The sequence below is a fragment of the Candidatus Pelagibacter sp. HIMB1746 genome, assembly GCF_052047555.1.
Lineage (GTDB): Bacteria > Pseudomonadota > Alphaproteobacteria > Pelagibacterales > Pelagibacteraceae > Pelagibacter.
On the sequence record NZ_JBNAJZ010000005.1, the window covers coordinates 1 to 18,543 of the forward strand.

19 protein-coding genes are annotated in these 18,543 nt (G+C 27.4%); 15 read left to right on the forward strand and 4 right to left on the reverse strand.

Annotation, left to right across the window (positions count from 1 at the left end; all coding sequences use genetic code 11):
• The 4 genes from lptD to rsmA form a co-directional block, all read left to right on the forward strand.
• A partial coding sequence (gene lptD / locus ACTTBM_RS06680; RefSeq protein WP_440635246.1) for an LPS assembly protein LptD occupies nt 1-2,591 on the forward strand: 2,591 nt, incomplete at its 5' end.
• On the forward strand, nt 2,566-3,504 hold the full coding sequence (locus ACTTBM_RS06685; RefSeq protein ID WP_440635247.1) for a peptidylprolyl isomerase: 939 nt from the start codon (nt 2,566-2,568) through the stop codon (nt 3,502-3,504). The genes lptD and ACTTBM_RS06685, both read left to right, overlap by 26 nt.
• The gene (locus ACTTBM_RS06690; protein ID WP_440635248.1) at nt 3,497-4,459 is read left to right on the forward strand and encodes a 4-hydroxythreonine-4-phosphate dehydrogenase PdxA; all 963 of its coding nucleotides are present in this window, start codon (nt 3,497-3,499) and stop codon (nt 4,457-4,459) included. The genes ACTTBM_RS06685 and ACTTBM_RS06690 overlap by 8 nt, the downstream gene beginning before the upstream one ends.
• Complete coding sequence (gene rsmA / locus ACTTBM_RS06695) at nt 4,456-5,241, forward strand: 16S rRNA (adenine(1518)-N(6)/adenine(1519)-N(6))-dimethyltransferase RsmA (protein WP_440635249.1); 786 nt, start codon at nt 4,456-4,458, stop codon at nt 5,239-5,241. The genes ACTTBM_RS06690 and rsmA overlap by 4 nt, the downstream gene beginning before the upstream one ends.
• On the opposite strand, the gene gmk is transcribed toward rsmA, so the two are convergent.
• Genes gmk through fabD form a run of 4 tightly spaced genes read right to left on the reverse strand, consistent with a single transcriptional unit; the run spans nt 5,230 to nt 7,819 of the window.
• The gene (gene gmk / locus ACTTBM_RS06700; RefSeq protein ID WP_440635250.1) at nt 5,230-5,862 is read right to left on the reverse strand and encodes a guanylate kinase; all 633 of its coding nucleotides are present in this window, start codon (nt 5,860-5,862) and stop codon (nt 5,230-5,232) included. The genes rsmA and gmk overlap by 12 nt on opposite strands.
• A gap of 8 nt (nt 5,863-5,870) precedes the next feature.
• Nucleotides 5,871-6,110: an acyl carrier protein gene (locus ACTTBM_RS06705; protein WP_008544320.1), complete on the reverse strand. Its 240-nt coding sequence runs from the start codon at nt 6,108-6,110 to the stop codon at nt 5,871-5,873.
• Between the two features lie 48 nt (nt 6,111-6,158).
• Nucleotides 6,159-6,896, reverse strand: coding sequence for a 3-oxoacyl-[acyl-carrier-protein] reductase (fabG, locus tag ACTTBM_RS06710; protein ID WP_440635251.1), 738 nt, complete (start codon nt 6,894-6,896; stop codon nt 6,159-6,161).
• Complete coding sequence (gene fabD, locus ACTTBM_RS06715; RefSeq protein ID WP_440635252.1) at nt 6,893-7,819, reverse strand: ACP S-malonyltransferase; 927 nt, start codon at nt 7,817-7,819, stop codon at nt 6,893-6,895. Before fabD ends, fabG begins: the two co-directional genes overlap by 4 nt.
• A gap of 86 nt (nt 7,820-7,905) precedes the next feature.
• On the opposite strand from fabD, the gene rpsF reads away from it, so the two are divergent.
• The 11 genes from rpsF (at nt 7,906) to ACTTBM_RS06770 (ending at nt 18,541) form a co-directional block, all read left to right on the forward strand.
• Nucleotides 7,906-8,259, forward strand: coding sequence for a 30S ribosomal protein S6 (rpsF, locus tag ACTTBM_RS06720; protein ID WP_262589557.1), 354 nt, complete (start codon nt 7,906-7,908; stop codon nt 8,257-8,259).
• Entirely contained in the window at nt 8,259-8,531 is a 273-nt protein-coding gene (gene rpsR, locus ACTTBM_RS06725; RefSeq protein ID WP_440635253.1) for a 30S ribosomal protein S18, read from the forward strand. The genes rpsF and rpsR overlap by 1 nt, the downstream gene beginning before the upstream one ends.
• Complete coding sequence (rplI, locus tag ACTTBM_RS06730) at nt 8,531-8,989, forward strand: 50S ribosomal protein L9 (RefSeq protein WP_440635254.1); 459 nt, start codon at nt 8,531-8,533, stop codon at nt 8,987-8,989. Before rpsR ends, rplI begins: the two co-directional genes overlap by 1 nt.
• A 68-nt stretch (nt 8,990-9,057) precedes the next feature.
• Nucleotides 9,058-10,476: a replicative DNA helicase gene (locus tag ACTTBM_RS06735; protein WP_440635255.1), complete on the forward strand. Its 1,419-nt coding sequence runs from the start codon at nt 9,058-9,060 to the stop codon at nt 10,474-10,476.
• A gap of 20 nt (nt 10,477-10,496) precedes the next feature.
• Nucleotides 10,497-12,890: an efflux RND transporter permease subunit gene (locus tag ACTTBM_RS06740; RefSeq protein ID WP_440635256.1), complete on the forward strand. Its 2,394-nt coding sequence runs from the start codon at nt 10,497-10,499 to the stop codon at nt 12,888-12,890.
• Nucleotides 12,890-13,435 (forward strand): CvpA family protein, encoded by a 546-nt coding sequence (locus ACTTBM_RS06745; RefSeq protein ID WP_440635257.1) that lies wholly within the window; start codon nt 12,890-12,892, stop codon nt 13,433-13,435. The genes ACTTBM_RS06740 and ACTTBM_RS06745 overlap by 1 nt, the downstream gene beginning before the upstream one ends.
• Nucleotides 13,389-14,870 (forward strand): amidophosphoribosyltransferase, encoded by a 1,482-nt coding sequence (gene purF / locus ACTTBM_RS06750; protein WP_440635259.1) that lies wholly within the window; start codon nt 13,389-13,391, stop codon nt 14,868-14,870. The genes ACTTBM_RS06745 and purF overlap by 47 nt, the downstream gene beginning before the upstream one ends.
• Before the next feature lie 3 nt (nt 14,871-14,873).
• Nucleotides 14,874-15,431: an HD domain-containing protein gene (locus tag ACTTBM_RS06755; RefSeq protein WP_440635260.1), complete on the forward strand. Its 558-nt coding sequence runs from the start codon at nt 14,874-14,876 to the stop codon at nt 15,429-15,431.
• 29 nt (nt 15,432-15,460) lie between these two features.
• Complete coding sequence (locus tag ACTTBM_RS06760; protein ID WP_440635261.1) at nt 15,461-16,756, forward strand: glutamate--cysteine ligase; 1,296 nt, start codon at nt 15,461-15,463, stop codon at nt 16,754-16,756.
• Nucleotides 16,746-17,669 carry a glutathione synthase gene (gene gshB, locus ACTTBM_RS06765; protein WP_440635262.1) on the forward strand — a complete coding sequence of 308 codons (924 nt, stop codon included), beginning with the start codon at nt 16,746-16,748 and terminating at the stop codon, nt 17,667-17,669. Before ACTTBM_RS06760 ends, gshB begins: the two co-directional genes overlap by 11 nt.
• The gene (locus ACTTBM_RS06770) at nt 17,666-18,541 is read left to right on the forward strand and encodes a DMT family transporter (RefSeq protein ID WP_440635263.1); all 876 of its coding nucleotides are present in this window, start codon (nt 17,666-17,668) and stop codon (nt 18,539-18,541) included. Before gshB ends, ACTTBM_RS06770 begins: the two co-directional genes overlap by 4 nt.
• The last annotated feature ends 2 nt before the right edge of the window (nt 18,542-18,543 follow it).

An 18,543-nucleotide genomic window follows, 5' to 3' on the forward strand; every position in this document is an offset into this window, starting at 1 on the left:
GAAAAAATACCAATGAACTAAAAGCTACTGGAAATGTTGAGGTTATAGATAAATCAAGTAATGATCAAATATTTGCAAATTCAATCATTTATTTCAAAAACAAAGAAATAATTTATTCAGAAGGAAATTCTAAAGCCTTGGTGAATGATATTGTTGTTAACGCTGATGAATTTGAATATAGAAAAAATACCAATGAACTAAAAGCTACTGGAAATGTTGAGGTTATAGATAAATCAAGTAATGATCAAATATTTGCAAATTCAATCATTTATTTCAAAAACAAAGAAATAATTTATTCAGAAGGAAATTCTAAAGCCTTGGTGAATGATATTGTTGTTAAAGGAGATATATTCGAATTTGATAAAAATAAAGATAAATTTATATTTAAGAATAATGTTAGAATTGATGACATTTTAAACAATAATACAATATTTTCAAATTATATTATTTATGAAAAAAAGGATGAATCATTTTTTTCTAAAGGACCAACTGAAGCTATTATAAATAAAAAATATAATTTTAATTCATCTGATGTATTTTATTTAAATGATGAGCTTAAAATATATTCTAATGAGGAAAGTGAAATTAAAGATAAATTTAATCACTATAGTCTCTCTAAATTCAATTACGATATTTTAAAAAAAGAACTTATTGGGGAAAAAATTTTAATTTTAACAAATTATAAATTACCTAAATCAGATAAATATTTTTTTGATAGTGGGTTTTTTAATTTAGAAAAAAATCAATTTATAGCACAAAATGTGAAAATTTTACTTCATCCCACTTTATTTGGTAGTACTGAAAATAATCCAAGAATAAAAGGCATTTCCTCAAATAGCAAAAATGGCATCACAACAATAAATAAAGGAATATTTACAAGTTGCAAAATAGAGGATGATTGTCCTCCTTGGTCAATAAGTGCAAATAAGATTGCTCACGATAAAAATAAAAAACAGCTAATTTATGATGATGCAGTTTTAAGAATATATGATTTTCCAGTTGCATATTTTCCAAAATTTTTTCATCCTGATCCAACAGTTGAAAGACAAAGTGGTTTCTTAAAACCTCAAATTAACAGTTCAAATATTTTAGGAGATTCTGTTTACGTTCCTTACTTTCACGTTATTTCAGATGATAAAGATTTAACCTTTCAACCGACTTTTTTTGATAGTTCTATGCAAATGTTTAGAAATGAATATCGACAAAAAAACAAAAATTCTGATTTTATTGCTGATTTCAGCTTAACAAGGGGATACAAGTCAGATCTTTCAAAAAAAGATAATAGTATCAGTCATCTGTTTGCAAAATTTAATTCAAATCTTAATTTGGAAAGCTATGAAGAGAGTGATTTATATTTATCAATACAAAAAGTATCCAAAGACACTTATCTAAAAGTGTTTGATAGTAACCTGATTGAGAGTGATATTAAACCAAGTGATCCTAATAATTTAACGTCTGAAATAAAATTATCTTTAAACAATAATAATTCTAGTTTTATCACTGGGATACAATCATTTGAAAATTTAAGTTTAAAAAATAGTGATCGATTCCAATATATCCTTCCATATTATGATTATAGTAAAAATCTTAATTTGGATTTTTTTAAAGGTGATCTTAATTTCAGATCCAACGGTAGTAATGATTTAAACAATACAAATGAGTTAAAAACAAGAATAATTAATGACTTAGAATACAAAAGTGAAGATATAATTTCTAATAATGGGCTTGTTAGCAACTTTAACGTTTATTTTAAAAACTTAGGTTCAATAGGAAAAAATACTAACACTTATAAATCATCTCCACAGTTAGAAATTATGAATTTATACGAATTAAACTCAAAGTATCCTTTGTCGAAAACTACAGATAAGTTTAATAATATAATTATTCCAAAAATGTCTCTTAGATTAAATCCAAGTGATATGAAAAATTATAATAATGAAAATAGAACTATTAATACAGATAATTTATTTAACCTAAATAGGTTAGGTTTAACTGATACATTTGAGAAAGGAAAATCGTTAACAGTTGGAGTAGATTATAAAAAAGAAAATTTAAAAAACATTAATAAATATTTTGAAATGAAACTGGGGACAGTTTTTAGAGATAAAGATGAAAATTTTATACCAAATAGTAGCACTCTAAATAAAAAAAATTCTAATATATTTGGATCAATTAATAGCTCCCTAGGAGAAAATTTTTCTCTAGACTATGATTTTATGGTTGATAATAACTTAAATACTATTGAGTATAATTCGGTAGGTGCAGTTTGGGAATATGATAACTTCAAAACTAAATTTAATTACGTAGAAGAAAATGGTGAAGTAGGTAACGAGAATTTCTTGGAAAATACAACTTCGTTTAATTTTGATGAAAAAAACAATTTCTCTTTTAAAACTAGAAGAAATAGAAAAATAAATTTGACAGAATTTTATGATTTAGTTTATGAATACAAAAATGACTGTCTTACAGCAGGAGTTAAATATAATAAAACATACTATTCAGATGGAGATCTTAAACCAAAAGAAGATTTACTATTCACTTTAACATTATTCCCTCTAACCACATATGAACATAAACAAAGTGGTTTTTAAAAAAATGATTTTTAGATTACTTGTTATTTTAATTTTTTTTGTTTTTTCTAAATTGCATGCATTTGAAAATAGAATTTTATTTAAAATTAACAATGAAATTGTAACAACAGTGGATGTATCAGAAGAAATAAATTATTTAAGTGCTGTAAATAAAAAAATTAATGATCTAGACAAAAATACAGTGATTAGCATTGCAAAAAATTCAATTATAAAAGAAAATTTAAAAAAAATTGAACTTAAAAAAAATTTTCAAATCATTAATCTTAATGAAAAAGAATTAAATATGTTTATAGCAAATATATATAAAAATATTGGTATAAATAATTTAAATAATTTTAAAAAATATTTAAATGAAAAAAATATAGATTTTAAAAGAATAGAAGAAAAAATCAAAATTGATCGAAGCTGGAACCAAATGATTTATAATAAGTATGCTGACCAAATTAAAATTGATAGAGAGTCAATCGAAAAAGAATTGAAAAACAAAAAAATTAAATCTTACTTGATTTCTGAAATAGTTTTTAGGGCAAAAGATAAAGAAGAGCTGAAAAAAAAATTTGATAAAATAAAAAAAACTATTATTGAAAAAGATTTTGAGACAGCAGCAATTATTCATTCTGTTTCTGATTCTTCACAAAATGGCGGAAATATTGGATGGATAAAAGAAAATTCATTTTCTAATATTATTTTAAAAAATATATCAAAAATTTTACCAAATGAATTTACTGATCCAATATCAATTCCAGGTGGTTTTATAATAATAAAAGTTAATGACTTAAAAAATGAAAAAGCAATAATTAACCTAGAAGAAGAAACTAGCAGAACAATTAACGCAAAAATTAACAATCAATTAAGTCAATTTTCAAATATTTATTTGAACAAGATAAGAAAAGACATTTTTATAAATGAGTAAATATATTCTTATTTCTCATGGTGAACCTAACAGTATTTTTCTTGAAATTTTATTTAAATCATTAAAATTTAATAAATATAAAAGTCCAATAATCCTTATTTCATCAAAACAAGTGTTAGAAAGGCAAATGAAAAAATTAAAATTTAAATTTAAAATAAAATTAATAAACCCAAATAATTTAAGTAAAGTAAAATTAGATAACAAGTCTATAAACTTAATAAATATAAATTATAATCAAAAAAAAACATTTCAAAAAATTTCAAATGTATCAAATAAATTTATAAAAGATTGTTTTGAAATGGCATTTGAATTAATAAAAAAAGAAAAAATTACAAAATTTATTAATGGACCTATTTCTAAAAAATTTTTCTTAAAGAGTAAATATCTAGGTATTACAGAATATATTTCAGATAAATTTTCAAAAAAAAACACTTGTATGTTAATTTACAATAAGAAATTATCAGTTTGTCCTGCAACAACTCATTTACCACTAAAACTTGTTCCAAGTAAAATTACTAAAAAAAATCTAGAAAACAAAATTGTACTTGTTAATAATTTTTATAAAACTTTTATGAACAAAAAACCTAATTTGGCTATGCTTGGTTTGAATCCTCATTGCGAAAGTACTTTGAAATATAATGAAGACATTCAAATCATTAAACCTGTTATAAAAAAAATGAAAAAGAAAAAATATAAATTAAGTGGCCCTATCTCGGCTGATACTGCATTTATAAAAAACATCAGGAAAAAGTATGACGTAATTATAGGTATGTATCATGATCAAGTTCTAACACCTGCTAAAACGCTTTTTGAATTTGATGCAATAAATATCACTTTAGGGTTACCTTTTATAAGAGTATCTCCTGACCATGGTCCCAATGAAAAAATGATGGGTAAAAATTTGTCTAATCCATTTAGCTTGATACAAGCGATAAAATTTTTAGATACACATTGATAAAAGCTAAAAAAAGTTTAGGTCAAAATTTCTTGGTAGACACAAATATTCTACAAACAATCGTTAACAGTATAAATATTAATAATAAAACCATATTGGAAATTGGACCTGGAACTGGAAATTTAACAAATTTTATTTTAAATAAAAATCCTAAAGAAGTTTTTGTTATTGAAAAAGATGATGAGCTTGCAACTAATTTAAGAAATAAATTTACAAATAAGCTTAACATTATCAATGATGACGTGTTGAATGTAGATGAAAGTTCTTTGTTTAAAGAAAAGGTAATAGTTTTTGGAAATTTACCTTATAATATTTCTACAGAAATACTAAGTAAATGGATCGTTAATTTAAAAGACGATTTTTGGTTTGAGGCTTTAATTTTAATGTTTCAGAAAGAAGTTGCAGATAGAATTGTAGCAAATTTTGATAGTTCAAATTATGGAAGACTATCAATTTTTGCAAACTGGAAATTAAATATAAATAAGATAATTGATATTAAACCAAGTTCTTTCCGTCCAATACCAAAAATTGATAGCTCGTTACTTTTTTTTACTCCAAAAAAAAATTTTTATGGAATTAAAAACGCAAAAAATCTAGAAAAAATTACTAGAATTTTTTTTAACAATAGAAGAAAAATGTTAAAGAAACCTTATAACCAAATTTTTAATGGCAATTTGAAAGTTTTAGAAAAACTTAAAATAAATTTAAATTTAAGACCTCAAAACTTGAGTAGTGAAATTTACTATAAATTAACTGAAGAATATGAAAAATTAACAAGTTAATTTTTCAACATGCTCTCTGATAAAATTTAAATCATAATCTTTAGAGCCATTATTAATTTCTGCATCTATTAAATTTTCAATTCTTTTGTAGCATTCTTTAATGTCATCGTTAATTACAACATAGTCATAATTTATCCAATGTAATACATCTCTTTCGAATTGTTTCATTCTTTCTTCTGCAATTAATTTATCTTTCATGTCTCTATTAGATAATCTTTTAAACAAAACCTTTTTACTTGGTGGAAGAATAAAAAAAGTTATTAATTTATAATCCAATTTCTTATTCTTGATTTGATCAGCTCCTTGCCAGTCAATATCAAATAAAACATTTTTGCCCTTATTTAAATTATTAATTACTGGTGTTCTTGTTGTGCCATACAAATTCCTAAATACTTTTGCATACTCAAGAAATTCCTCGTTTTTAATCAGTCTTTTAAACTCTTCATCACCAACGAAGAAATAATCTTTATTATTTTCTTCACCAGGCCTTGGGTTTCTTGTTGTGTGTGAAATAGACGTAACAAAATTGTCTTTTTTAGACAATAAATTTACCAGTGTTGTTTTTCCAGCTCCAGAAGGAGAGGAAAGTATTATCATCACCCCATCTTTTTCTGAGGGCATTTAAATTTCTAGTTTGCTTTTCCTTCGATAAATTTAACTGCATCTCCTACAGTTAGAATTTTCTCAGCTTCACTATCTGAAATTTCAGATCCAAATTCTTCTTCAAAAGCCATCACTAGTTCGACAGTATCTAAACTATCAGCCCCTAAATCATCTATAAAACTAGATTCCTCAGTTACTTTTGCTTCATCGATTCCTAGGTGATCTGCTACAATTTTTTTTACTTTGCTTGAAACGTCTTCTGACATATTGATCCTTTTTGTTATATTTCGTTAATAGTTTAAAAAGCTATTTTGTCAAGCCATATACATGCCACCATTAACATGCAAGGTTTCACCATTTATATAGCTAGATTGATCTGAGCATAAAAAACTCACAGCATTTGCAATATCATCAGGCTCTCCTAGACGTGCAGAGGGTATTTTTGATATAACTGTTTCTTTAAACTTTTCATCTATTTTATCTGTCATTGCAGTTTTAATAAATCCTGGGGAGATGCAATTAACATTGATATTTTTCTTAGCATATTCAATTGCTAAGCTTTTTGACATTGCCACTATTCCAGCTTTTGATGCGGTGTAGTTAGCTTGACCTAAATTTCCTGTATGTCCAACAACAGAAGTAATATTAACTATTTTTCCAGATTTATTTTTTAACATTTTTTTTATCGCGAATTTACTCATTAAAAATGTTGATGTTAAATTAATATCAATTACCTTTTTCCATTCGTCTAAACTCATTCTGATAGCTAAATTGTCCTGAGTAATTCCAGCATTATTAACAATGCAATCTAAACTACCACCCAGTCCTTTTGTTGAATTTTCAATAAATTCTTCAATTTTTTCACTTTGAGATATATCAAACTTTAAAATATTTATTCTTTCAAATTCCTTTTTTAATTCTTCAAGTTTCTCAATTCTTGTTCCCGAAGCTAAAATATTAGCACCACTTTCATATAATTTTTTTACAATTGAATTTCCTATTCCTCCAGATGCACCTGTAACAATTATATTTTTATCTTTTAAATCATTCATATTTTTAAATTTTCTATATCCTCTAGACTGTTTATCGTATTAATTTTAACTTCTTTATTAATCCTTTTTACCAAACCTGACAGAACTTTCCCAGGTCCAATTTCTATAAAATGATCAACATCATTATTTATCATATTTAAGACACTCTCTCTCCATCTTACTCTATTTTCAATTTGTTTTATTAATAGTGATTTTAAATCTTCAGTATTTGAAATCACCTCAGCTGTTACATTTGATATCAACTTGTTGCTTCCATCAGAAAATGAAATTTTACTTAGTTCTTCTGTCATAATCTCTGTTGCTTTGCTCATAAGGCTACAGTGAAAAGGAGCACTAACTGGAAGTTTTATATTTTTAATTGAATTCTCTTTTAATACTTCAATTAATTTTTCTAAATCTTGAGTTTTTCCACTCAAAACTATTTGCCCGTCTGAATTATCATTTGCTATTTGTGCTTTAAATTTAGATTCATTGTCATTTAATATTTTTTCTATTACTTCAACAGTTGATCCAAGCACTGCAATCATACCACCCTCACCCTTTGGTACGGAATTTTGCATAGCATCTCCCCTGATTCTTAAAATTTTTAATGTTTCTGCAAAGTTTAAATATCCAGCACAAGATAAAGCAGAATACTCGCCTAATGAATGACCAGCAAAATACTTCGCTTTATTTAAATCAATATTAAAATCTTTTTTAATAACGTTAAATATAGAATAACTTATTAAAAAAATTGCTGGTTGAGTATTTGCTGTTAAATCAAGCTCTTCTTTAGGTCCTTCTAGTATTAGCTTTGAAATTGAATAATTTAATGTCTCATCAGCCTCTTTAAATAGGCTTTTCACAAGCTCAAATTTATCATAAAACTCTTTTCCCATTCCAACTATTTGAGATCCTTGACCTGGGAATATTACTGAAAACATATAAAAATATTAGTAATTTTTTGTTTTTATCTATTGTAATTAAACTTTTATAATAGTATATCCTCACTTTTTATTAAAGAACATAAATGAACTTATACGAACATACTATAATAGCTAGACAAGATACATCTCCGAGCGAGTTAAAGCAGTTAACTGAAAAATATTCAAAAATTGTTGAAAAAAACGAAGGTGAAGTTGTAAAAACTGAGAACTGGGGGCTTCTAAACCTTTCTTACTTAATCAAGAAAAATAAAAAAGGTAGCTACATCCACTTTAAAATTAAAGGTAAAGGTAAAGTAGTTGAAGAGTTAGAAAAAAACGAAGCAATTGATAAAAAATTATTAAGATATCTAACTGTTAGAGTAAAAGAATTTGATTTAGACACTAACTACTTTGGAAAAAAAGAAGATAGTGAAAACAAAGAAAGTGCTAAAAACTAATGCCAAAAAGACAAAGTGGAAATAAAAAAGGAAAACAAAGTAACTTTGCAAAGTTGAGTATTTTTCAACCAAATAAATATAAATTTAAAAAAAGTTGCCCACTTTCAGTAAAAGGTGCTCCTAAAGTTGATTATAAAAATATCAAACTTTTAAAAAGATATGTTTCTGAAAATGGTAAGATTTTACCTTCAAGAATTACAAATGTTTCTCAAAAGAAACAAAGAGAATTATCTTTATCAATCAAAAGGGCAAGAAACCTAGCTTTAATATAATGAAAGTTATTTTGTTAGAAAACGTTAAAAGAATCGGATCTATAGGTGAAGTGATAGATGTGAAGAGAGGTTTTGCTAGAAACTTTTTGATTGCAAATAAAAAAGCTCTTTATGCATCTAAAGAAAACATCAAAGAAGTTGAAAAAATAAAAGCTGATTTATCTAAAAAAGACAATGAGAGAAAACAAGAAGCAACTAATATTGCAGAACAAATAAATAATAAAGAATACTCAGTTCAAAAATTAAGTACGGAGAATAATGAACTTTATGGTTCAGTAAAACCAACTGAAATTTCAAAACTTATTCAAGAAGAAAATAAAATTGAAATCAAACCCTCGATGATACAACCAGTTGAAGAAATTAAATCTTTAGGAAAATTCAAAGTCAAAATTTCTCTGCACTCTGAAGTTGATGCTGAAATAGTTGTTAACGTTACATCAGCAGATACAATTCAATAATTATACATTCTTTTCAACAGCTAAAAATTAAAATTTAAATATTAAAATTTTTCTATAAATTTATTTTTATGGAAAACAATCTAAGCATAGTTAAAGATAAATTCAAAGAATTACCAAATAACATTGAAGCCGAACAAGCTGTTATTGGCTCAATACTAGTGAGTAATGACATTTTTGATGAAGTTAATACGATTGTTTCTTCTATTAACTTTTATGATCCTATGCATCAAAAGATATTTGAGGCTATAGAAAGTCTTATCTACAAAGGTATGCTTGCTAATCCAATAACATTGAAAAATTATTTTGAAGATGAAAAAGATGATATCAACGTTCCAGAGTATTTGGTTAAAGTAACTAAATTTTCTACATCTGTAAGACAAGCAGTAGAATATTCAAAAATAATATATGATATGTTTGTCAGACGTGAATTAATAAAAATTTCTGAAGAAACTATCGATAGTGCTAAACTTAATGACCTTGATACTAGTGGTCAAACTATAATAGAGAACTCTGAAAGACAGTTATTTGATTTAGCTGAAAAAGGATCTTTTAGCTCTTCTCTTATAAAGTTTGATGATGCCATGAAACAAACTATAGAGATGGCTTCAGCTGCTTATAAAAATGAAGAAGGAATTGTTGGTGTTCCGACAGGTCTCAGAGATTTGGATGATAAACTAGGAGGTTTGCACCAATCTGATTTAATCATCATTGCAGGTCGTCCTTCAATGGGTAAAACCTCACTTGCAACAAATATTGCATTCAATGCTGCTCAAAAATTACAAGACAGTGGTAAGAAATCTTCTATAGCTTTTTTCTCTTTAGAAATGTCATCTGAACAACTTTCAACTCGTATTATCTCAGAACAGGCAAGAATTAGCTCTAACGATATAAGAAGAGGAAGAATTTCTGATGATCAATTTGACAAATTTCTTGAGACTTCAAAAAATATAGCTGAACTTCCGCTTTATATCGATGAAACACCAGCAATTAGTATTGCCGCTTTGAGTAATAGAGCAAGAAGAATTAAAAGACTATTTGGATTAGATATGATTGTTGTCGATTATATTCAGTTAATGAGAGGAACAACTTATAATAAAGATGGAAGAGTTCAGGAAATTTCTCAAATTACACAAGGGCTAAAAGCAATTGCAAAAGAGCTAGCTGTTCCAGTAGTTGCACTTTCTCAGCTATCAAGACAGGTTGAACAAAGAGATGATCACAAACCTCAATTAGCAGATTTAAGAGAATCAGGTTCAATCGAACAAGACGCAGACGTGGTGATGTTTGTTTACAGAGAAGGTTATTATCTTTCAAGAAAAGAGCCTAGAGAAGCAACTGTTGAGCACGCTGAATGGCAAGCTAAAATGAATGAAGTGGCGCACTTAGCTCAAATTATAATTGGGAAACAAAGACACGGTCCAATTGGTAATGTTACACTTGAGTTTGAGGAAAGATTTACCAAATTTAAAGATACTCAAACTAATTAATTTCCAATATAAAAGAGCTAATGTTAGCTCAAATGTATCAAAACTTAGTTTTAAAGAACCCAAAAGCAATATTTATATTGCTTCTTATCTCTATTTTAAGCTTTGGTTATTATTCTAAAGATTTCAGGTTAGATGCTTCATCAGAAACATTGTTAATTGATGGGGATCCAGACCTAGCATACCTGCAGGAAATTACAGAAAGATATGGTTCGAAGGAATTTTTAGTTCTCACATACACTCCTAATGAAGGGATGGTTACAGACTCTTCATTAAATAATTTACTGAGTATAAAATATAAAATTCAAAGTTTAGATTGGGTTCATAGTGTTGTTACACTTTTAGATATACCACTTTTAAATAATTCAGATGCACCACTTCAGGAAAGATTGGAAAGCTTTAAAACTTTAAAAGATGAAGATGTGGATAGAGAAAGAGGATTTAGTGAAATTTTAAATAGTCCTGTTTTTAGGAATTTTGTAATTAGTGAAGATGGTAAGACAAGTGGGATCATTGTTAACATCAAACAAAACAAAAAATTAGAAGATATTGAAAATAAATCTAGAGAAGAAATTGAAAATCACAAAGATCAAATCAAAAAACAAAATCATCAAAACATTTTAGAGATAAGACAAGTAATTCAAAGTTATGGAGATGTTGGAAAAATTTACTTAGGTGGAATTCCAATGATTGCAGATGATATGATGACTTTTATTAAAAGTGATATCATTGTGTTTGGTATTGGAGTTTTATTATTTATTATAGCAACTCTTTGGTTTGTATTTAGAAATCTAATTTGGATTATTGTTCCTATTAGCAGCTGTTTTTTCTCTGTAATTATTATGATGGGTCTACTTGGATTGCTTGGATGGAAAGTAACTGTTATTTCATCAAACTTTATTGCTTTGATGCTTATTCTTACAATGGCGATGAACATTCATATGAGCACTAGGTTTCTTCAGCTGAAAAAAAATTTTCCAACAAAAAGTAATTTTGAAATCATTTCCTTAACAACGAGTAAAATGTTTTGGCCTATATTGTATACAGTTTTAACAACAATTTTAGCTTTCTTATCTTTAATCTTTAGTGAAATTAAACCCATTATAGATTTTGGTTGGATGATGACTTTTGGCTTAATTACATCATTTATAATTACTTTTACTTTGCTCCCTACTCTTTTAAGTTTTACCTCAACTGGAAATATATCTTTAAAAAAAGAACAAGATTCTAAAATTACATCATTGCTTGGTACAATTTCTTTAAATAATAAATTTACAATTTTTTCTGCAACTGGAATTATTATTGTCTTAAGTGTAGTTGGAATTAGCAAACTCGAAGTTGAGAATAGCTTTATAAATTATTTTGATAAAAATACTGAAATTTACAAAGGAATGAAGCTAATTGATGAAGAACTTGGTGGAACTACACCTTTAGAAGTTATTTTAAAGTTCCCTAAAAAAGAAGAAAAGAAATCAGAGGAAGATGATGAGTTTGAAGATTGGGGAGACGAAGAAGATACAAATGATGAAAAATATTGGTTTACTAAAGATAAAATAGATAGAATTGCATCTGTTCATAATTATTTAGACAGTCTTCCACAAGTTGGTAAAGTTTTATCTTTTTCATCAATTATTGATGTTGCAACACAATTAAATAACAATAATCCACTTGGTACTTTAGAGATGGGAGTATTGTATTCAAAAATACCCGAAAGTATTAAAACAGAAATAATTGATCCATATTTATCAATAGAAAATAATGAAGCTCGAATTAGTCTTAGAATAATAGATTCTCAAGAAAATTTAAGAAGAAATGACTTAATTAATAAAATTAATTTTGATCTAGAAAATGAATTAGGATTAGAAAAAGATGATTATAAATTAGCAGGGGTATTAATATTATTTAATAATTTACTACAAAGTTTATTTAAGTCACAAATTTTAACACTAGGTTTGGTTATGATTGGTATTTTCTCAATGTTTATTATTTTATTTAGAAATATTAAACTTTCATTAATTGGTGTTGTTCCAAATTTTATAGCTGCATTCTTTATTTTAGGAATAATTGGTTTGTTAGGAATACCATTAGATATGATGACTATCACAATTGCTGCAATCACAATCGGAATTGCTGTTGATAATAGTATTCACTATATCTATAGGTTCAAAGAAGAATTTAATAAACTTAAAGATTACAATAAAACTTTAAAAACGTGTCACTCAACAGTTGGGGTTGCAATTTTAAATACCTCAATCACAATTGTTTTTGGTTTTTCAATTTTAGTATTGTCTAAATTTATACCAACAATTTATTTTGGAATGTTTACAGGTCTTGCAATGTTGCTTGCAATGATATCGGTGTTAACTTTGTTGCCAGCATTGATATTGGTGGTTAAACCATTTGGAAAAGATGCTTAATGGTAGATGCTCTTAAAGATTTTTTTGAAGCATCTTCTATTATTGATTTAATCTATATCGCAGTAACCATATGGTCTTTAATTAGTTGTTATAGAAAAGGGTTTGTCTTAAGCATCCTTTCAATGGCAAAATGGCTTCTTGCCTATGTTATTACTCTAATTTTATTTCCACGTATAAAACCTTATGTAAAAGATGTAATTGACAACGAATATGTTCTCGATGTTGGACTTGGAATTGCAATATTTATAGTTGTTATCTTTTTAGTATTATTAGTTAACAAAGGTATCAGTAAAGCAATAAAATATACTGGCATTGGTGGCTTGGATACTACCTTTGGATTCTTTTTTGGGTTTGTAAAAGCATATATTGTATGTGTATCTATTTTTTCTGGAGTACATATTGTTTATAACTACGATAAATGGCCAATTAATTTAGATAAATCATACGTCTTTCCATATTTGAAAAAAGGTAGTAGTTATCTTGTTGAAGAATTTCCTAATGAAAAAACATATCAAGAGTCTAAAGAAAAAATTGAAGATATTTGATCCAAAACTAAAAGAAGAATGTGGAGTATTTGGCATAAGCAATGCAAAAGATGCCTCTGCATTAACAGCTTTAGGTTTGCACGCACTACAACATAGGGGTCAGGAAGGTTGTGGAATAGTTACTTTTGATGGTGAAAAATATTATTCGGAAAAAAGATTTGGCTTAGTTGGAGATAATTTTAACAAAGAAAAAGTTTTAAAAAACCTCAAAGGTAATTATGCTATTGGACATAATCGATACAGCACTACTGGTAATAATATTTTAAGAAATATTCAGCCTTTTTTTGCAGATACTAATGCAGGCGGAATTGGGGTATCGCATAATGGAAATTTAACTAATTCAATCTCCTTAAGAAACAAACTCGTAGAAGAAGGAGCAATTTTTTACACTACCTCTGATACAGAAACCATAGTTCAGTTAATTGCTAAATCTAAAAGATCAAAAACTATTGATAAAGTTATTGATGCCATATTCCAAATCCAAGGAGGGTATGCTTTGGTAATGATGACCCAAAAATCTTTAATAGGTGTAAGAGATCCATATGGAATTAGACCATTGATGATTGGAAAATTAGGAAATAGCTATGTGCTAGCTTCTGAAACATGTGCGCTAGATATTATTGGTGCAAAATTTATTAGAGAAGTTGAGAACGGTGAAATAGTGTTAATTGAAAATGATGAATTAACTAGTATCAAGCCCTTCCCTCCAAAAAAAGTAAGACCATGTGTGTTTGAATATATTTATTTTTCAAGACCAGACAGCTTACTTGATAATAAAACAGCTTATGAACACAGAAAAAATTTAGGAAAAGAACTTGCAAAAGAAAATGATGTTAAGGCAGATATAGTGGTACCTGTACCAGACTCTGGCAATGCAGCAGCTCTCGGTTTTGCTCAACATCTAAAAATGAATTTTGAGCATGGTTTAATTAGAAATCACTATGTTGGAAGAACTTTTATTGAGCCAAGTCAGCAAATTAGAAGTTTAGGTGTAAAGTTAAAATTAAATGCAAACCAAAGCACAATTAAAGATAAAAAAATTATTCTAATTGATGACTCGCTTGTTAGAGGAACTACCTCTTATAAGATTGTTAAAATGCTATATGATGCGGGTGCAAAAGAAGTTCATGTTAGAATTGCTTGTCCTGAGATCAAATATCCAGATTTTTATGGTGTAGATACCCCAACTAAAAAAGAGTTATTAGCAGCAAATAAAACAAATGATGAAATCTGCGAATACATAGGAGCAAAATCACTTAAATTTTTATCTATTGATGGATTATATAGAGCAATTGGCTTTGACAAAAGAAATGAGGCCTATCCTCAATTAACTGACCATTATTTTACTGGTGATTATCCAGTTAAACCTGTTGATGAATTGGGAGATAACAAAATAACTCAACTTTCATTATTAAGTACAGCATCTAATAATTAAAATATGAAAACAGTAAATTTTACTGAAATGAAAAATGGTACCAAGGATGAGTACTTGTTACTTGATGAGTATGAAAAAAAATATATTGATGGCACTGCTGATCGAATATTAAAATTTATGAGTGGATTAAATTCTACTTTAGAGGGATACAAAATAACTAGACTTGAACACTCTCTTCAAACTGCAACAAGAGCTTTTAGAGATAATGCAGATGAAGAAATGGTGGTTGCAGCTTTGTTACATGATATTGGAGACGAGTTAGCTCCTGTTAATCATTCAGAATATGCAGCTTCAGTTTTAAAACCTTATGTTTCAGAAAAAACACATTGGATCATTCAAAAGCATGGTGAGTTTCAAATGTATTATTACGCGCATCATCTTGGAAAGAATCAAAATCAAAGAGATAAATATAAAGATCATAAATATTTTAACGATGCTGTAGAGTTTTGTGAAAAATGGGACCAGGCGTCTTTTGATCCAGACTATAAAAGTATGAAATTAGAGGAATTTGCGCCAATGGTGAGAAAAATATTCTCAAGAAAGCCCTATTCTTTACTTTAAATTAAATTAAAATCCACTATCTAAAGCGCATGATTAACAATAAAGAGAAAATTATTGAATATTTTAAATCTGGTATCAAAGAAGATAAAGATTTTAGAATTGGTATCGAACATGAAAAATTCTTGTTCAATACTAAAGACAATAAAAGAATTGATTACCCTAAAGTAAAAGAAATGTTTACAGCCTTAATTGAGTTTGGCTGGAACCCTGTTTTTGAAAAAGAAAACATTATTGGTCTTAATAAGGGTGGAAAAAATATTACACTAGAACCTGGTAACCAAATTGAATTATCAGGTGATAAGTTAAATCATATGCATGAGGCATGTGCAGAGTCTCAAGATTATTTATTTGAATTAAAACAAGTTACAAAAAAATTAGATATCAAAATAGTTAGTGCAGGTTTTGATCCTATTTCAAAATTTGAAGATATTCCAAACAATCCTAAGCAACGTTATGAGTTAATGACAAAAGATATGCCACTAGGTGGAGAGCTTAGTTTAGACATGATGTATCGAACGTGTGGAACACAATTAAATATTGATTACAATTCAGAAGAAGATTTTAATAAAAAATTTAAATTAGCTAATTCTATTGTTCCAATTTCAATTGCACTATTTGCAAATTCATCAATCGTTGAAAAAAAGAATAGTAATTATTTATCTTACAGATCTAAAGTGTGGCAAAGCACTTCGAGAGGAGGTTTGCCTAAATTATTTTTTGAAAATTTAGATTTTGAAAAATATGCAGAATTTGTAATAAACTTTCCAATTTTATTCATTCAACATAATGATCAATATATTTCAGGAAGAAAATATACATTTAAAGACTTTATGGATGGAAAAATTGAAGAAATAGGAAATAGACTTCCAACTGAATCTGATCTTACAACACACTTAAGTACAATCTTCACCGAAAACAGACTGAAGAAGTATATTGAACTTAGATCAATGGATACCTGTGGTTGGGATTGCCTATGTGCTGGACCGGCTTTTAATATTGGTATGTTGTATGGAAATTTAGATGAAGCATACGAATTAGTCTCTTCATGGGAAACGGACAAAATAATTAATGCCTATTTAGAGGCTCCTCAAAAAGGATTTAACACTCAATTAATGGGTAAAGACTTATTGTATTGGACTTCTGCTCTCCTAGATATTTCTAGAAAAGGATTAGTGAAAAGAGATATCATTAGTAAAAAAGGAAATAACGAAACTATCTTCTTAAATCATTTACAAAATGTAGTTGATAATAAGACTACAAATGCAGATCATATGATTAGTAAATTTTCGAAAGATGAAAATTTAGAAGAATTATATGACAAATAAAATAGTAGCTGTTCAAGGCAATCATCCCTCTACCTTAAACCCTGTAACTGATACTAGTATTTTTTTAGCTAACGAAATTCAAAATAAATATAAGATTTTTTATTACGATCCAAAAGATCTATCAATAATTAACAAAAAAGTTTTAGCTAAAGGTTTCTTCATAAAGTTTGATTTTCAAAACAAAAAATTTTACAAAATCATTAAAGAACAAACTTTAGACCTTGCAAAATGTAAGTTTATTTTAATCCGTCAAGATCCACCATTTAATTTAGAATATATTTCAACGACTTACATTTTAGATTTCATTAAAAATAAAGTTAAAATAATAAATAATCCAACATCAATAAGAAATATTTCCGAAAAATTATATTCCGCAAAATATTTAAAATATATGCCTGATACACTTTTTTCTCAGGATATAAATGAAATCAAAAATTTTATTAAAAAACACAAGAAAGTAATTATCAAACCTATTCATAGTTATAGTGGTAATGATATTCACTTATTAAATAAATTTAATTCAAAACTTATTAATAAATTTATTAAAAAACATGATCACATTATGTGTCAAAAATTTTTACCTAAGATTAATAAAGGAGATAAAAGAGTTTTTATAATTAATGGAAAAGTATGCGGTGCAATTTCTAGAGTTCCTAAAAAGGGATCTTATTTAAGTAATATGAGCAAAGGTGCTAAACCAATTAATATCAATTTAACTAAACAAGAAAATAAAATTTCAAAATTAATTGCAAAAGATTTAAAAAAAGAAAATATATATTTTGCAGGGATTGATTTTATAGATCAAAAATTGAATGGAGACATCAATGTTACTTCTCCTACAGGACTTAAAACTTTTTTTGATTTATCAGGAATAAATTTAGCAAAAACTTTTTGGAAAGAATTAAAAGCGTGAATAATTTAACTGATCAGCAAAAAGGTTCGTTAATGGCTTTTGTTGCAGTGATGTTTATCACTCCTGATAGTTTATTTATTAGACTTTCAAATGTAGATACATGGGGATTAGTTTTTTATAGAGGCATCATTCCATTTGTAACTGTATTTGTTGGAATGTTGTTTATTTACAAATCAAGTTTTTTTAAATTACTTTATGGAAATTCAATTTATGGTGCTTCGTATATAGTTGCTTTTTCAATAACTAACATTGCTTTTGTGTTATCCATTCAAAATACAAATGTTGCAAATACGCTTGTTATGATTGCGCTTGCTCCAATGTTGTCAGCTATTTTTGGTGCAATATTTTTAAAAGAAAAACCAGATCGAAATACTTTGGTTGCTATAGCAATTACGTTTTTAAGTGTTCTTTATATATTTTACGACTCTGTAAAATTAGGAAATATCTTTGGAGATATTTTAGGTTTTATTACTGCATGCGGTCTTGCAGCAGGGGCGACAATCATCAGAGCTGGAAAAAATCTAAACTTAGTTCCTTCAGCTGTGGTTGGTAAATTGGTCGTAGCATTAGTTGCTTTATTCTTTATTGATACGTTTGAGCTAAAAGACAATGATATTTATATAATTCCAGCGATGTGTATCCTTTGTGTGGCCATCCCTTTTGTGTTGGTAACACTAGCTCCAAGATACATAACAGGAGCTGAGGTAAATCTATTCTTTCTAATGGAAACAGTTTTGGGACCTATTTGGGTATGGATGGTTGTTAAAGAACAACCTTCATTGGAGACAATTCAGGGAGGAGTGGTGATCATTTTAACTATCGCTATTCACTCATTCCTAGCCATAAAAAAAACACAAACCAAAACTACTTAGCC

Bases quoted from the DNA above. Each gene is read 5' to 3' on its own strand.
- ACTTBM_RS06685 (WP_440635247.1), top strand. From the start codon at position 2,566: ATGAACATAAACAAAGTGGTTTTTAAAAAAATGATTTTTAGATTACTT.
- ACTTBM_RS06690 (WP_440635248.1), top strand. From the start codon at position 3,497: ATGAGTAAATATATTCTTATTTCTCATGGTGAACCTAACAGTATTTTT.
- gmk (WP_440635250.1), bottom strand. From the start codon at position 5,862: ATGCCCTCAGAAAAAGATGGGGTGATGATAATACTTTCCTCTCCTTCT.
- ACTTBM_RS06705 (WP_008544320.1), bottom strand. From the start codon at position 6,110: ATGTCAGAAGACGTTTCAAGCAAAGTAAAAAAAATTGTAGCAGATCAC.
- fabG (WP_440635251.1), bottom strand. From the start codon at position 6,896: ATGAATGATTTAAAAGATAAAAATATAATTGTTACAGGTGCATCTGGA.
- fabD (WP_440635252.1), bottom strand. From the start codon at position 7,819: ATGTTTTCAGTAATATTCCCAGGTCAAGGATCTCAAATAGTTGGAATG.
- rpsF (WP_262589557.1), top strand. From the start codon at position 7,906: ATGAACTTATACGAACATACTATAATAGCTAGACAAGATACATCTCCG.
- rpsR (WP_440635253.1), top strand. From the start codon at position 8,259: ATGCCAAAAAGACAAAGTGGAAATAAAAAAGGAAAACAAAGTAACTTT.
- rplI (WP_440635254.1), top strand. From the start codon at position 8,531: ATGAAAGTTATTTTGTTAGAAAACGTTAAAAGAATCGGATCTATAGGT.
- ACTTBM_RS06735 (WP_440635255.1), top strand. From the start codon at position 9,058: ATGGAAAACAATCTAAGCATAGTTAAAGATAAATTCAAAGAATTACCA.
- ACTTBM_RS06740 (WP_440635256.1), top strand. From the start codon at position 10,497: ATGTTAGCTCAAATGTATCAAAACTTAGTTTTAAAGAACCCAAAAGCA.
- ACTTBM_RS06745 (WP_440635257.1), top strand. From the start codon at position 12,890: ATGGTAGATGCTCTTAAAGATTTTTTTGAAGCATCTTCTATTATTGAT.
- purF (WP_440635259.1), top strand. From the start codon at position 13,389: ATGAAAAAACATATCAAGAGTCTAAAGAAAAAATTGAAGATATTTGAT.
- ACTTBM_RS06755 (WP_440635260.1), top strand. From the start codon at position 14,874: ATGAAAACAGTAAATTTTACTGAAATGAAAAATGGTACCAAGGATGAG.
- ACTTBM_RS06760 (WP_440635261.1), top strand. From the start codon at position 15,461: ATGATTAACAATAAAGAGAAAATTATTGAATATTTTAAATCTGGTATC.
- gshB (WP_440635262.1), top strand. From the start codon at position 16,746: ATGACAAATAAAATAGTAGCTGTTCAAGGCAATCATCCCTCTACCTTA.